At 67.6% G+C, this 13,865-nt stretch carries 11 protein-coding genes; 1 reads left to right on the top strand and 10 read right to left on the bottom strand.

Annotated elements, in window-relative coordinates; genetic code table 11:
- Positions 1–494: 494 nt before the first annotated feature.
- The 4 genes from IPL40_11875 to IPL40_11890 are packed head-to-tail and all read right to left on the bottom strand — an operon-like array spanning position 495 to position 5,500.
- Positions 495–1,562, bottom strand: a complete 1,068-nt coding sequence (locus IPL40_11875) for a BlaI/MecI/CopY family transcriptional regulator (protein ID MBK8481858.1) — start codon at positions 1,560–1,562, stop codon at positions 495–497.
- Complete coding sequence (locus IPL40_11880) at positions 1,559–3,091, bottom strand: hypothetical protein (protein ID MBK8481859.1); 1,533 nt, start codon at positions 3,089–3,091, stop codon at positions 1,559–1,561. Before IPL40_11880 ends, IPL40_11875 begins: the two co-directional genes overlap by 4 nt.
- Positions 3,092–3,132: 41 nt before the next feature.
- The gene (locus IPL40_11885) at positions 3,133–4,350 is read right to left on the bottom strand and encodes a hypothetical protein (GenBank protein MBK8481860.1); all 1,218 of its coding nucleotides are present in this window, start codon (positions 4,348–4,350) and stop codon (positions 3,133–3,135) included.
- Complete coding sequence (locus IPL40_11890) at positions 4,337–5,500, bottom strand: DUF1016 family protein (GenBank protein MBK8481861.1); 1,164 nt, start codon at positions 5,498–5,500, stop codon at positions 4,337–4,339. Before IPL40_11890 ends, IPL40_11885 begins: the two co-directional genes overlap by 14 nt.
- A gap of 523 nt (positions 5,501–6,023) precedes the next feature.
- Here IPL40_11890 and IPL40_11895 point away from each other — a divergent pair.
- The gene (locus tag IPL40_11895) at positions 6,024–6,995 is read left to right on the top strand and encodes a zinc-binding dehydrogenase (GenBank protein ID MBK8481862.1); all 972 of its coding nucleotides are present in this window, start codon (positions 6,024–6,026) and stop codon (positions 6,993–6,995) included.
- 91 nt (positions 6,996–7,086) lie between these two features.
- Here IPL40_11895 and IPL40_11900 read toward each other — a convergent pair whose 3' ends face one another.
- The 6 genes from IPL40_11900 to IPL40_11925 form a co-directional block, all read right to left on the bottom strand.
- A complete protein-coding gene (locus IPL40_11900; GenBank protein ID MBK8481863.1) occupies positions 7,087–7,992 on the bottom strand; it encodes a sulfite exporter TauE/SafE family protein in 906 nt (301 codons plus the stop codon).
- 53 nt (positions 7,993–8,045) lie between these two features.
- Positions 8,046–8,777 carry an SDR family NAD(P)-dependent oxidoreductase gene (locus tag IPL40_11905; GenBank protein MBK8481864.1) on the bottom strand — a complete coding sequence of 244 codons (732 nt, stop codon included), beginning with the start codon at positions 8,775–8,777 and terminating at the stop codon, positions 8,046–8,048.
- 237 nt (positions 8,778–9,014) lie between these two features.
- Positions 9,015–9,707, bottom strand: coding sequence for a response regulator transcription factor (locus IPL40_11910; GenBank protein ID MBK8481865.1), 693 nt, complete (start codon positions 9,705–9,707; stop codon positions 9,015–9,017).
- Positions 9,704–11,482 (bottom strand): HAMP domain-containing histidine kinase, encoded by a 1,779-nt coding sequence (locus tag IPL40_11915; GenBank protein ID MBK8481866.1) that lies wholly within the window; start codon positions 11,480–11,482, stop codon positions 9,704–9,706. The genes IPL40_11910 and IPL40_11915 overlap by 4 nt, the downstream gene beginning before the upstream one ends.
- Before the next feature lie 84 nt (positions 11,483–11,566).
- The gene (locus IPL40_11920; GenBank protein ID MBK8481867.1) at positions 11,567–12,913 is read right to left on the bottom strand and encodes a VWA domain-containing protein; all 1,347 of its coding nucleotides are present in this window, start codon (positions 12,911–12,913) and stop codon (positions 11,567–11,569) included.
- A 102-nt stretch (positions 12,914–13,015) separates the two neighbouring features.
- Positions 13,016–13,747 carry a hypothetical protein gene (locus IPL40_11925; protein ID MBK8481868.1) on the bottom strand — a complete coding sequence of 244 codons (732 nt, stop codon included), beginning with the start codon at positions 13,745–13,747 and terminating at the stop codon, positions 13,016–13,018.
- Positions 13,748–13,865 lie beyond the last annotated feature (118 nt).

Consider the following 13,865-nt stretch of genomic DNA (forward strand, 5'->3'; position numbering starts at 1 on the left):
GCGTGCCGGGGCCGTATGCCAACGCTGTGCCCGTTCGCCGTGACGAAGACGATGTCCCCATCCCGCAGTAAACCCGCCTTCGAGCCTCCCGCGGACGAAACCGGCCGAGCTGTAAACCAGGCCCCGCGCTCTCTCCCCGATCTCAGAGACAGAGAGCCAAACCTGACCCGAAGCCGCCCGCGACGTCGCCGTCCGTGATCTCTACGAGCGTGCGCCCGAGACCACCGCGGCGATCACCGATCGCGCAGAACCCCGCGAAGACTGGGCGTTAGAAGAAAGAGCCCCGGGCGCTTTCGACCGGGGCTCTTGTAAACTGGCGCCCCCACGCTGTTTGGCGTGGGGGCAAAAATGGCTCGAAGGCAAGGATGTATACTTACGACCCGTTGGTTAACAGCCGCGTCGCAAAACCCAAATGATTTCCGCATCGAAGAGAAATGACCGCGGTCAGTTTCTTGCGCCAGTTGGTGGCGCAAAAGTGGCGGACGAAACGCGACCTACGGCGTGCGCTCTGGCAGTCTGTAGAACGCATCCCGGCGGCTGCCGTGCTTGGCGAGGAGGCCCTTGTCGCAGAGCTTCTTGAGTCGGCGCTGAACGGTGCGCAGCGGTGGCGGGGCATGGAGGGCGCCGACGAGCTGCTGGATCGTGGCGCTGCCAAGTCGCCGCACGGCGTCGAAGATCTGGCGGTCGAGTTGGTCTGGGGGGCGAACGGTCATCCAAGGACGCCGTTGCTCGGTCTCCTGCCGGCCTTCGAGGTCGCGGGCGATGTCCGACATGCCGTCACCCACGGCACTCGCGAAGAACTCGAAGTAGCGAGTGAGGTCGCTCGTCGTTTCCGCTTGCCCGAATCCAGGGGCGGTCGGGCGAAGGGCCATGCCACCGAGCTTGCGGTTGCGCAGCACGAGGAGTCCTCGCGGGTCGAGGTGGGCTTGCAGCTCGTGGTCCACGACGGCCATCCGCGCGATCCGTCCGGGCCGTCCCTCGTCGAGTTCTCGAAGGCCAAAGTAGAGGGTCGCCGCCCGCAGGATCGGGTCATCGGAGACCAGCTCGTCTCCGTCGATCCACTCGTAGAGCCGCACGATGTCGGGCGGCGGTTTGGTCTTCTTGCGGCGGTGGTCGATCAGGCTGCCCCGCGGAAGACCAACAAAGTGCGCCCAGCCCATGGGCTGGGCTTTCGCGAACTCGAAGTAGGACCAGCAGGTCTCGGCGTCCGTTGCCTTGGAGCGGCTAGTCGCCAGCCGAACAGCCTCGCACAGCGCAGTGGCCATACGGATGGTGTCCATCGCGGCCTGCCGACGTGGCGGCAAGAGGTCACCGGCGACCACGCGCTCGACCTCCTTCATCGTCACGTTGAAGGTACACGCGACCGTCATCTCCGCGATGCGTAGGTGCATCATCTCGGTTTGCAGGGCACGGAGTCCGTAGAGCGAAAGCCCCAGCACCGAGGCCTTCCCAGCAACCCATCGGGCGTGGCCCAGGGATGACACCAGTCTGGGCGTGATCGTGTAGTGAAGCTCGACGTCTTCAGCGCTGCCTTGCTCGGCAGCTTTCGCCCGTCGGCTCATGCTCGCCCCTTGCGTCCGCCGAGTTCGCGTTGGAGCGCGGGGTAGCGCCGGTACTCGTCGCGGATGCCTTCGAGCCACTTCGTGCCCGTGGTTGAGCTGTCGACCTGTGCGCACGCAAGAGCGAGAGACGCCGCGTGACCATAGTGGCGCCGACGCTTGTTCTCGGTGACACCGGCAATGCGCTTCTCGGCAGCGGTGCGCATCGAATTGATGACGGCTGCTCGTGTTGCCGAGTCGGGTGCCTGAATCCCTGCAAGGCGGATGAGGTCGGCCACCTCCGGCGTCACGAGCCGAGCTTCGTCACGGTCTGAGAGCAGGCTCAGCTCGTCGTAGTCCCGCATGCCCTCATCGGGCAGCTCGATGCCACCCAGCAAGGAGTTGAACAGCGGGAACAGCAGGTGACCTGGATGATCTCCACTCGACCAACCGAGCCCCTTCGCGGAACCGAGGAGCTTGGCCGCCTCCGTGAAGTTCCCGCCCAGGACGTGGAGCAAGGCGCGTTGCCAATGCGCGTGCTTGGGGACAGCGGCGAGTGTCTCGCTCACGCGTCCAAGGAGTACCTTCCTGGTGTTCGACGAGCCCAGCCACCGGCGCAAACGCACCATGCTCGGCGCCTCCCTCCAGGCGCGTTCGAGTCGCGCGGGCAGGTCTTTGCGCTCGAGTTCCTGCGTCGCCAACGCGGCGCCGTCGAGGAAGTCTCCACGGGCGTACTCCTTGTCGGAGACGAGCTTGGCCGCCTCGTCGTAGGCAGCCAGCGCGCCTTTCCAGTCGCCGGCCTCGACCAGGGCTCGGCACCAGGCCCGGAGGTCGTCGGCGCGCTTCGAGGCACGCGCGACCTCGGCCAGGCCGTCAGCGCCCTGTGTTCGTTGCACGACCTCACGCAGCCAACGGTCTTCGTCGGAGTCCCAATCGTTCTGGCGGTCCTTCTGGACGCGCGACTCAACGAGAGGCTTCCACCGCGAGAGGAAGTCATCGAGCTCGGGAAGAGGCTCGACGGCGACGCGTTCCAGCTCCCGTAGGGGCTCCCAGAAATGCCCGATGCCGCGCATCTCGTCGATGGCCGAGAGCACCGCCTTGCCTCGGTTTTGGGGCGTGGCTGTCATGTACATGCAGACCACGTATTGGGAGGCGCAGGCAGCCACGTCGACGCCAAGCACTTCGTCGAGCATTTCGTGCTGACCGAGATCGCTCTCGACGTTGCCGATGGGAAGCAGCAGCGCGCGGAAGATGCGAAAGGCGGCCGGGTAGTTCTTGCCCAGAAAGGCGTTCGAACCCTGGCGCAGGTAGTCGTCGACGTCCGACGGGTCGGCACGGCCTACGCGGGTTGCCGCTTCGGCGAACGCGACGATGTCGGCGACCCTTGCATCCGTGGGTCCCGCGGGAGCCCATCCCGACGGATTGCGCGCGGCGCGGTCGACCAGGGCGTTGACGAGGCGGGCGTGGACTGCCTCGTCGAGCCACGGGATGATGTCGCGGATGAGCGCGCGCAGCTCGCCAGCGTCCATCGCCTCGAGCGCGGCCTCGGTCACCGATGCGTCCGGCGTAGGCTTAGCGGCGTGACGGCGAGCCATCATGACAGCCCCAAGCGACGACCGAGCACCTTGGTGACAAAGCGCTCCCCGGAGGATTCCCGCGAAACGAGGTCGTGGATGCGCCCGCGGATCTGCTCCGCGCAGCCGGCGTGCTCGGCGGCCTTCATGGTGTGCGAGTAGGCATTCAAGACGTCCAGGCCGGTGACCTCGTAGCCGTACCCCTCCACCAGCCAGCGCAGCGCTGCCATGCCTGCTTCGATGGCGAAGGTTGGATTCTTCTCCTCGAAGTCACGCGCAGCGCGGGTCAGGGTCTGCGGCGAGCAGGGTGTGCTGTTGGCCAGGGCGATCGCCTCGTCGAAGAGCTTCGCGTCCTTGGCTGCGGCAAACCACTTGCCTTCTTCACCTGGCGTCTCGCCAGCGAGGTCGTCGAGGATCTCGGCCGGCTTCTTGTGCGGGTACTTCTTGGCGACGGCGCGGTACCACGCGACGTAGGTGCCGGCTTGATTCGCTCGTAGGCCATAGCGCTCGTAGGCCTCGTCGACGAAACCGGAGGACAGCAGCATCTCTTCGCAAAGCTGATCGATGTCCAGGTCGCTCGCCCACGGACTTCGGCTGCTTTCCGCAAGACCGATGGCCTCAGCCTTCTTGCCCTGCGCAGCCAATGCCTTCACGGCCCAACGTTTGTAGGGCCAGAAACCCTCGTCCTTGAGCAGGTCGAGTAGGTCGTCGTAGCGACCCGCAGCGTAGAGCGAAGTGAGGCAGGCTGAGGTCCCGTGGAAGTGTCCCCGCAGGTTCTTGTCGGGGCTTAGCGCCATCCGGGTGATGCCGATGAGTTCATCGGCCCAGCGTGCTGCAAGTTCCGGTGACGCGCAGAGCTCTGCCCAGTACTCCGCGAGGCTCTCGATGTACGGGATCTGGTCGGCCGCATGCGCGTCGAACAGGCGCTGGAGCCACTTCTCGCGCGTCTTGTCGTCGGCCGGCGCCGTGGCGATGATGTCCACGAGCGCCGCGATGGCATTGTTGACCGCGGTACCGATGGACCCCGAGGAGCTGTCGACGTGCTCCAAGGCAGGCGACACCTTCTCGAGGAAGAGCACGGCCCCTTCGGCCGCCAGCACCTTGTCCTTACGGGCGACCTTGTTGATCTCGGAGACGGCCTCTTTGATGCGCTTGATGGCCGGCTGCGACTTCCAGCCGAAGGCGTGCCGGCGAAAGCGCGCACGGAACTCCCACTTGTGCGGGCTAACCTTCGCCATCGTCGGTCTCCGACGCAGCCAGCCGAAGCGTTCGCTCGGCCTCTTCACGCTCGCGCTCGAGCTCTTCGCGTAGCTCCTCTTCGGTCGGGAGGTAGAGCTGGTAGCGGCTAGCGTGAACCTGGTGGTTGTGCTCGGGCAGCGTGATCTTCACCATCGCGTCGTTCTTGTCGGAACAGAGCACGATGCCGACCGTGGGCGCCTCGTGTTCCTCGCGCTGGTGCCGGTCGAAATAGTTCACGTACATTTGCATCTGGCCCAGGTCCTGGTGGGTCAGCTTGCCGAGCTTGAGGTCGATGAGGACAAAGCAACGCAGCAGCCGGTTGTAGAAGACCAGGTCGACGTAGAAGTGATCGCCCGCGAGGGTGAGCCGTCTTTGTCGTGCGACGAAGCAGAAGCCCTTGCCGAGCTCGAGAAGGAATGACTCGAGGCGATCGATGATCGCTTGTTCGAGGTCGCGCTCGAGCCACGCGGACCGTTCCTGCAGGTCGAGAAACTCGAGGACGAACGGGTCCTTCACGACATCCTTCGGGGCGGTGATGGTCTGCCCCTGTTTGGCCAGCGCCAGGACCTCGTCCTTGTTGCGGCTCTTCGCCAGGCGTTCGAACAGGAGGGATGCGACCTGCCGCTCCAGCTCCCGAACCGACCAGCTCTCCTTGGCGGCCTCGATCTCGTAGAAGGCGCGGGCATGGTTGTCCTGGACCCGGATCAGCACGAGGTAGTGGCTCCAGCCGAGAGCGGGCGGGAAAAGCGCGCGGTCGGTGGCAGATTCGATCAACGCTGCTGACCGTTTCTCGGGCACCGGAGATTCGATCAACGCTGTTGATCGAATCTCCAAGCCGCTGACATCACTGGGCAATGCGGTGCCACTGGGATAGGTGAGGTAGAACCGTCGAATCCGCCGCAGCGTAGCGACGCCCATCCCGCCGCCGAATCGCTCACTCAGCCGCTTGGCGAGCTTGGCGACGAGCCGCTCTCCGTAGTCCGCGCGGACCTTTCCGTGCTGCTCGACCTCGACCAGCTCGCGGCCCACATGCCAGTAGGCGTTGACCATCGCCGTGTTGACGGACCGGGCGACGTGGCTCCGCGCAGCCTCGATGATCTCCGCGACTCGGCGGTAGAGGTCCTCCTCTTCGCGCGTCAGGTCGGTCATCGATGTCTCCACGAGCACCGCGTTAAGATGGGATGGGTCCAGGCTCCGGATCCAGTTGTTGCAGAATCTGCAACTACTCGCCGTGCCGGTAAGGCTCGCTTGCCGGCCGCCGGTCGCGGCTTCGGATCTGTGATCGTCATGGTGGCTCTCCCGTGCTCTCCGTCGGGCCTCCTTTTACGCCACCAGTGTGGCGCAAACAAGCCTGGATGACGTGAAGTTGTAAACCAGAGAGCGCGCAGAGAATTGCCCGCGGAGGATGTCCCCGCTGGACAGTAAACCCGTCTTCGACGGTCGCGGGTGTGGAACGCGGCCGCCTGTAAACCAGCCTCCGTGCTCTCTCCCCGAATGGTCGCGACAGAGAGCACGAACGCTGAAGTCCGTGCCCCGCAACAGGAAGCGCGTGCTCTCTGCGATGGGGACACGAATCGCGCGCTCGTGATCGGCGGGCGAACTCTCAACCAGGGTCGGGCTCCCAACCGGGTTGGGCTCCCAACCACGCACGACCCAGCCGGAAGGATGAGAAATGAAAGCTTGGAGACTCCATCAGCCCGGCGGCCCCGAGGCGTTCGTGCTCGAGGATATTCCGAGGCCTGAACCCGCAGCAGGCGAAGTGCTCATCGCGGTCCGCGCCTTCGGTCTGAACCGCTCCGAGTGGTTCACGCGTATCGGCGAGTCGCCCACCGTGAAGCTACCGCGAGTCCTGGGCATCGAGTGCGTGGGAACCGTCGTCGGCGATCCAAGCGGCGAGCTCGCAGCCGGACAGCGCGTCGCAGCGATGATGGGCGGCATGGGCCGGCAGTTCGACGGCTCGTACGCTGAATACACCAGCGTGCCCTGGTCGAGCGTGTTCCCGCTCGAGACGGAGCTTCCCTGGGAACTGCTCGGCGCGCTGCCCGAGCTGCTGCAGACGTGCCACGGCTCGCTTCGCACCGGCCTCGAGGTGCAGACCGGCGAGACACTCTTGATTCGCGGCGGCACGTCTTCGATCGGCCTCGCTGCACTGGCGATGGCGAAACACGCCGGGTTGAAGGTCATCTCGACCTCCCGAAGCGAAGCGAAGGCGGATGTACTCAAAGGCGCCGGCGCCGACGAAGTCATCATCGACGCTGGCACCGTCGCAGAGCGCGTCCGTGCGTTGCATCCCGAAGGGGTGGACCGCGTCCTCGAGTTGATCGGGACTTCCACTTTGCTCGACTCACTCCAGTGTGCGCGTCCGGGCGGGGTCGTCTGCATGACGGGCATCCTCGGAGGGCAGTGGGAACTGCCCTCCTTCCGCCCGATGGGCCACATCCCGACGGCCGTGCGGCTGACGTCGTACTCAGGCGGCGCCGGCGACATCTCCCGCGAGCAGCTGCAGCAATACGTCTCGATGGTTGAAGGCGGGCAGCTCGAGTTCCGGCGGGGACCCGTGTGGTCTTTCGATCAGCTTCCCGCGGCTCATCAAGCCATGGATGAGAATCGAGCGACGGGGAAGATGGTCGTCGTGGTTCGGTAGCCCACGCAAGGGTCACCCGGAGCCCAGACCCACCGGAACCCAGACCAGGCGGCCGAGCGGGACGGGCCGTCAGGCCTCAGGCCGTGGGCCGTCAGGCGGGGGACGAGCCGCGCCGCGCTTCGTGCAGCGCCGACCACAGCAGCGTTATCGCGGTGTAGAGCACGACGACGAACACGAGCCAGTTCAGAACCTTCAGCGGCAGCGACCTGACGATGAACGCCGCGATCAGCACGCCGGGGATGCCGCCGAGCGCGAGGCCGACCGCGGCACGCCCGTCGTAGCGACCACTGCGAACGAAGGGCATGCCGGCGACGGGCATCAGGAACGCGCACGAGCCCATCATGATCGGGAACGCCGCGAGCGGATTCAGACCGAGCAGGCTGACGAGGATCAGGCACGGTGCGAACAGGCCGATGCCCAGGGTCATCAGTGCGCCGAGCACGAAGTTGCCGGCGACGCCGACGGCGAGCAGCGGCTGGGACAGGCCGAGCGCGGCGCCGCCGCCCGGCACCAACTCGAAGCTGCGGGCGAGGAAGAGGCCGGCGGCGACGAGCAGCGCGGTGCCCATCCCGAGCTGGATCGCGCGGCGCGGCAGTCCCGTGACGATCTGCGCGCCGAAGAACGCGCCGAGCACGGCCGCAAGGATCATCGCGATCAGCGTCAGCGTGTCCATCTGCACGGCGACGATGAACACGAGCGCCTGGATGACCGTCGGCAGCGCGTGGCCCGCGTTCAGCGTTCCGGGCAGATGCTCGTCGCGCACCAGCCGACCCAGGCGGAACACCGCCGTGGTGGTGGCGAACGAGCTGACGCCGAGCGTGTCGAGGAAGTTCACGCCGAAGCCGATGCCGAGCAAGGTTGGCGTGGGCCACGCGTGGCCTGCCGTGCCGCGCGTTCGCTCCACGCTCCACCAGCGCCAAATGTACGTTGCGGCGACGACGAGCAGCAGGCTCCAGAGAGCGAGGACCACCGGTGGTAGTCGGGAGAGCGCCTGCATCGCGCGAGTGTAGCGCGTCCGGCGAACCGGCGGCGGACCCAGCCGAGTCGAGGCTACCAGGGCAGCCGTTCACCGAGGTGCTGCATTTGCCCGTGGGGGAAATCTTCGCGCGACATGGTCACTAGCCCAACGACGGTCTTGGCGCCGTCCGCCACCTCCATGGGTGCAGCCTGGCTGCCCATGTCCGTCTTGACCCAGCCCGGGTGCGCAGCGGCGACGGCGATGGCTTTCGCGGCCAGCGTCCTGGATTGGATCAGCGTGAGCATGTTGAGCGCAGCCTTCGAGGTGCAGTACCCCACCGTCATGAAGCCCTTGACCTGGTCCCACAGGCTCTCGGCCATCCCCATGGATCCGAGCATGGACGAATGATTGATCACCCGGGCGTCGCCGCTCTTGGCGAGCAGAGGGACCAAGGCCTCCGTGATCGCGAAGGGGGCCACGACATTGACCTCGAGGGTCTTTCGGATCTTGTCAGAGCTGGTCGGCTTGCCGTCCCACTCGATGGCAATACCGGCGTTGTTCACGAGCACGTCGAGCTTGCCAAAGGTCTTGTCGAGGTAGCTCACGACGGCGCCGATGTGGTCTGGGTTGGTCACCTCGAGACGAACAGCATAGGCGTCACAGCCCTCGGCAACGAGCTCGTCAGCTACCGACTTACCTGCCTTCTCGTCCCGCGAGGCCACCACGACGGTGTACCCCCGGCCGCCGAGTTGCCTGGCGATTTCCTTGCCAAGGCCCTTGTTGGCGCCGGTGATCAGCACCACCTTTCCATTCCTTGTCGCCATCGGGTCCTCCAGTTCTACGTGTGACGGAAGCCGCTTCAGTGCACGCCGCAGAATAGGCTCTGCTCGTGGTCTGTCAACGGCACTGACCCGAATGGTCCCGGCCCTGTCATGCGCGCGCGGCCGAAGTTCGACGGTGCCTTCGCCGGTTCGGAATTGGGCTGTGCGACTCGGCGTGTCCTTGCCATTTTCTTCACAGCACCCCGGCACGACGCGGACGCAGCACGACGCGGACGCGCCTCAGCGCGGCTCCTCGTAGCGGTAGCCCACGCCATGGACCGTCTGCACGATGCGGGGTGCCTTGGGGTCGCGCTCGATCCGCTTGCGGAGCTGCGAGACCGTCTGGTCGAGCGTGCGGCTGTTGGGCACGTGTTGCAGCCCCCAGCAGTGATCGAAGATTCGGCCGCGGTCCACCACCTGCCCTTTGTGCCGCCACAACAGCTCGAGCAGCTTGACCTCCCGCAGGCTGAGCTCGATCGCCTGCTCCTCGCGCCGCGCGCGCAGCTCGGCCGGCAGCACCTGTAGGTCGTCCATCCGGAAGGACGTCCCCGTCGTCGCTCCCCCGCGCTGCTGCAGACAGCGCCGCGTGACCGCCCGAATGCGGGCGACGACCTCGTTGACGCCGAAGGGCTTGACGATGAAGTCGTCGGCTCCGAGCTCGAGGCCGAGCACCTTGTCGATCTCCTCGGACTTGGCGCTGATGAAGATGATCGGCACCGACTCGTTGGCGCGCCGAAGCTGCCGGCACACCTCGTAGCCCGAGCGGCCCGGCATCATGATGTCGAGGCAGACGAAGTCCGGCCGCTGCTGCTCGAAGAGCCAAAGCGCCGCCTGGCCATCGGCGGCGAGGATCGGCTCGTAGCCCTCGGCGGCGAGGATCGCGGCTAGGCCGTTGCGCGTGTGCAGATCATCCTCGGCGATCAAAACTTTCATGCGCGCTCCCCCGAACCCGCTGTCGCCGCGCTCGCCGGCTTCGCCTCCACCGCGGGCTCGGACGCGGACGCCGTCCTCAACGTCAAAACGAAGGTCGCGCCGCGCGGCCCTGGTGCACCACCCTCGGCCTCGTCCTCTTCGAGCAGCAGATCCCCGCCGTGCGCGCGGGCCAGCTCGCGTGCGATACCCAGGCCAATGCCGGTGCCACTCGCACCCTCGTCGAGGGCGCTGCTCAGGCGCACGAAGGGCTCGAACACCCGCTCGGCCTGCGCCGCGCTGATCCCCGGACCCTGGTCGCGCACCCGGATCTCCGTCACACCCTCGCGCGCTCGGGTCGACACCTGCACCAGCTTGCCCCCGCCCGCGTACTTCTCGGCGTTGCTGAGCAGGTTATTGAGGATCTGCCGCAGCGCGTCGGCGTCGATCCAAACCGGGCGCGCGGCCTGAGCGTCGAAGACGAGCTGCACGCTCCTGGCCGCGAAGGCGGGCTCGAAGGCGGTGATCAGCTCGCGCACGAGCGCGTCGACCCGGCCCACGCTGGGCCGCAGCATCGGCGCGGTTCGCTGCTGCCGGGCAAACGAGAGCACGTTCTCGATCAGGCGGCTGAGGCGCCGGCACTCGCTGTTGACGATCTGCAGGTAGCCCGCGGCGCGCGGCTCCCCCGCGCCGAACTCCGCCTCGAGCAGCTCTGAGTACATTCGGATATTGGTCAAGGGCGTCTTCAGCTCGTGCGAGACGCGGCTGACGAAGGAGACGCGCTGCGCCGCCTCGCGCGCGGCCCGGGTGCTCTCACGCCACAGAAAGAGCGCCAGACCGCAGAGCGCCAGCGTCACCGCCAGCACCCCCGCACCCGCAGCGAGCGCCAGGCTCCGGCCGGTCGAGGCGGCCGTGACCCGCGGGTCGATGAAGCCCTGCAGTTGCCAGGCCTGCAGCGGCGCCGCGAGCGCGACACTCGCCGCCGGGCTTGCTCCAGGCGCCGGGTCATAGCCGCCCCATTGATAGAGCGCCCCACCGCGCTCGTCGACGAGCACGGTACGACGCCGTGGGTCGGCGAGGTGGCCTCGCGGCGTATCGGGCAACGCGGCTGCGAGGTCGGCGAGCAGTCGGTAGCGGTCGAGCTCCAGGCCGAGCAGGTAGCCTGCACGGCTGCGTTGCCAAAGCAGCAGCTGCAGCCCGTCCTCCCAGAACCAGGCGTACCACCCCTGCGCCGCGGCTGGCACCGCGACCGCCTTGTTGGACGTCGAGGAGCGCGGCCCGCGTGCGCCCGGCGTCCGCGCTCTGACCGGCAGGGTCGCGCGCGCGCTCGACGACGACCGCCGTGGCAGCCACGACGCGCCCTCCTCCTCGGCGATCACCAGCCGCGAGGGGTCGGCGAGCAAGCCGCGCACCCGTTGCAGGAAGGCCTCTTCCTCGGCGCTGAGGGGGCCGAGCGCGGGGGGATGCAAGCGCTGACCATCGGGCCCCAGCAGGAAGACCTGCTGCACCGCCGGATGCTCGGCGACCAGCGCCCGCAGCGCCGCTGTGTCGCTCGGCGCCGGACCGCGATCGAGCAGCGCGGCGCGGCGCCGCTCCAGCACGCCCAGCAGCCGGGCCTCGACCTGGTGCAGCTCGCCGGCGACCAGGCTACCGACGGCGCGCTGCGCCCGGTGCCGGTCGGCGACGACGACCTCGTGGGCCAGCCCGCCGAGCAGCGCGGCGGGGATCAGCACCATCAGCGCCAGCGCTGCGACGAGTCGCCTGCTGGCTCGCAGGTGCCTCCGGATCGGTGGACTCACACGCCGTGCTCGCTTCCCAATCCGCCGCCTCCGCGACGAGACCATGACCGGGCCACTGCGCCGGCTGGCCGGCGCGCGGCCGTGCTAGAAGGCCTGCTGGCTCTCGACCCGCCGCTGCTGCCCACGCATCGCCTTGCGCGTCCGCTGCCAGACCTCCGCGGGCTGATCGACCCGTTCGGCGGCCGCCGCGATGTCCTTCTCGAGGGCGTCGAGCTGCTTCGACTTCAGCACCTTGTTCGACGCCTTCAGCTCGCCCACGTTCTTCTTCAGCAGGACGCGGGCCTCTGCGATGCGCCCCGCGTCCCGCAGCTCGACCGCCTGCTTGGTCGCATCGTTGGCGAGCTGTTCAAGCGCCGCCACGGCCACCGCGCGGTTGGCGCTGGCCGCGATCGCCTCGCCGGCCGCGGAGAAGGTGATCTGGGCTTGACCGGACTGCTGCTCGGTTCGTTCGTTGTCGAGCCTGCGATAGCGCAGCGCGATGGCGGCCAGCGTCATCGCCTTCCCCGCGGGCTGGGGATCGACCTCGACCTCCAGCAGTACGTATTTCTGCACGGCGGCCTGTAGCTGGCTGAGGCGCACGCTCACCTCGTCGCCAACGATGCGCGCGCTCCGGCCGAGCACCCGCAGCGGGCGGATACCCACACCACAACGAATGCGGACCTCCACCTCGCCGGCGACGACTGCGAACATGTCACCGAACTCGCGCGCGAAGACCGCGGGGAGCTGATCCTCACGCTCCACGAACACATGGTTGCCATCGCTGGCGCCGGCGAGCCGATACATCAGGTCCTCATTGTATCCGAGGCCGAGACCGATCGTGCTGACGGTGATGCCGTTCTTGGCCAGCGAGCTACCCAGCCCGGCCAGCGCTCCGGGCGAGCTCGGACCGACGTTGGCCAGTCCGTCCGAGAGGAGGATCACGCGATTGACGCCACGGCCGTCGAGGAACTTCAGCACCTCGTGCGCCCCCTTGCTCACACCGGCGAAGAGCGCCGTCGTCCCGCGGGCCCGTAGCTGCGCGATTCGCCGATAGACGGCAGCGCGATCGCGGAGCTTGGTCGCCGGCACCAGCACCTCGACCGTGGTGTCGTAGGCCACCACGGACACGATGTCCTGCGGTCCCAGACCGTCGAGCGCCTGAATCGCCGCGCGCTTGGCGTGCTCGAGCTTGCGGCCCGTCATCGACCCCGAGCGATCGAGCACCAACGCGACGTTGACCGCGGCCCGCTTCGACAGATCCCGCACTTCGTCACCGATCAGGCCAACCTTGAGGAAGGCGTGCTGTCGCCGATTGGCCTCGAGCACGCCGTGACTGAGTTCGACGCTCATCTTGACGCCGTAGCCGGCGGCGGGGAGCGAGGGGACTAGGGTCAGCACCAGCGCCAGCACCGGCGCGGGGCCGCGAACGCTTACCGTGGTTCTTGGTTTCATCGACTCCTCCTCCGTGGCCGCATTCAACGCGGCTGAAACTAGCTCAGCTCGACGACCTGCCGCGAGCGCGCCGGTCGTGGGCGGAGCGCCTAGCCCAACGCCCTAGCGCCGATCGGACTGCTCGCTCGAACGCGCGCGCTGCCGCAACGTCCCCAGCGAGTAGGGCGCGTTCGTTCCCTGGCTGGGCGTCGCGCTCGACGGCGGCGGCGACCCCTTCTCGTGCGGCCGCTCGCCGTCCAGCGGTACCCAGGCCTCGTTGCGCGCCTTCCAGACCTCCCCCTGAATCTCGTTGATGGCGGCCTCGACTCGCCCACCGTTCTTGGCAATCGCCGCCTTCGTGCGCGCCGTGATCTTGCTGCTGAGGTCCGCGGGCAGGCGCGTCTTGCCGACCTTGAAGCCCTGGCCCTGCCCGGGCGAGGCGCGATGGGAATCGATGCAGAACACCTGGAGGCGCAGGCGCTCGCTGGCCCCGGGGGCGACCTTGAGCTGCTCCTCGGCCTGCCAGCCGCCCGCTCGCTCGACCTCGAAGGGGCCGGCGGCGCCGAGCCGCTGCGGCGCGCTGCCGGGGGCCCCTGCGGGGACGAGATAGAGCCCCGTGGCGACGAAGACCTCGGCAGCCTGGCCAGTGTTCTTGAGCTCGACCAGCGCCTTGCCGTTGGTGCCCCCTTCGTAGCGAAGCAGGCGAATCTTGAGCTTGGTGGGCCGATCGCCCTCCTGCGGCAGGGCGACGTAGGCGGTCGCCTTCGCCCGGGCCGGCGCTGGCAGCGCGGCCACCACGAGCACCACGCCGACGACGGCGACCTTCCACGCTGACGAGTAACAACGGGCCATCACGCACCTCACCTTCTTCTTGCCCCTGAGCGGGCGACGCCAGTGGTCAGCTCAGCCGGTGCGCGGCATCGACTCCGCCGCGTGGCCGTGACCTCTTGGGCAGCATGGCGCGCGCGAGCCG

Source organism: Pseudomonadota bacterium (assembly GCA_016711215.1).
Classification (GTDB): domain Bacteria; phylum Myxococcota_A; class Polyangia.

Coding starts and splice junctions, on each gene's coding strand:
- IPL40_11875 (MBK8481858.1), bottom strand. CDS start 1,562: ATGAGCCGACGGGCGAAAGCTGCCGAGCAAGGCAGCGCTGAAGACGTC.
- IPL40_11885 (MBK8481860.1), bottom strand. CDS start 4,350: ATGGCGAAGGTTAGCCCGCACAAGTGGGAGTTCCGTGCGCGCTTTCGC.
- IPL40_11890 (MBK8481861.1), bottom strand. CDS start 5,500: ATGACCGACCTGACGCGCGAAGAGGAGGACCTCTACCGCCGAGTCGCG.
- IPL40_11895 (MBK8481862.1), top strand. CDS start 6,024: ATGAAAGCTTGGAGACTCCATCAGCCCGGCGGCCCCGAGGCGTTCGTG.
- IPL40_11900 (MBK8481863.1), bottom strand. CDS start 7,992: ATGCAGGCGCTCTCCCGACTACCACCGGTGGTCCTCGCTCTCTGGAGC.
- IPL40_11905 (MBK8481864.1), bottom strand. CDS start 8,777: ATGGCGACAAGGAATGGAAAGGTGGTGCTGATCACCGGCGCCAACAAG.
- IPL40_11910 (MBK8481865.1), bottom strand. CDS start 9,707: ATGAAAGTTTTGATCGCCGAGGATGATCTGCACACGCGCAACGGCCTA.
- IPL40_11920 (MBK8481867.1), bottom strand. CDS start 12,913: ATGAAACCAAGAACCACGGTAAGCGTTCGCGGCCCCGCGCCGGTGCTG.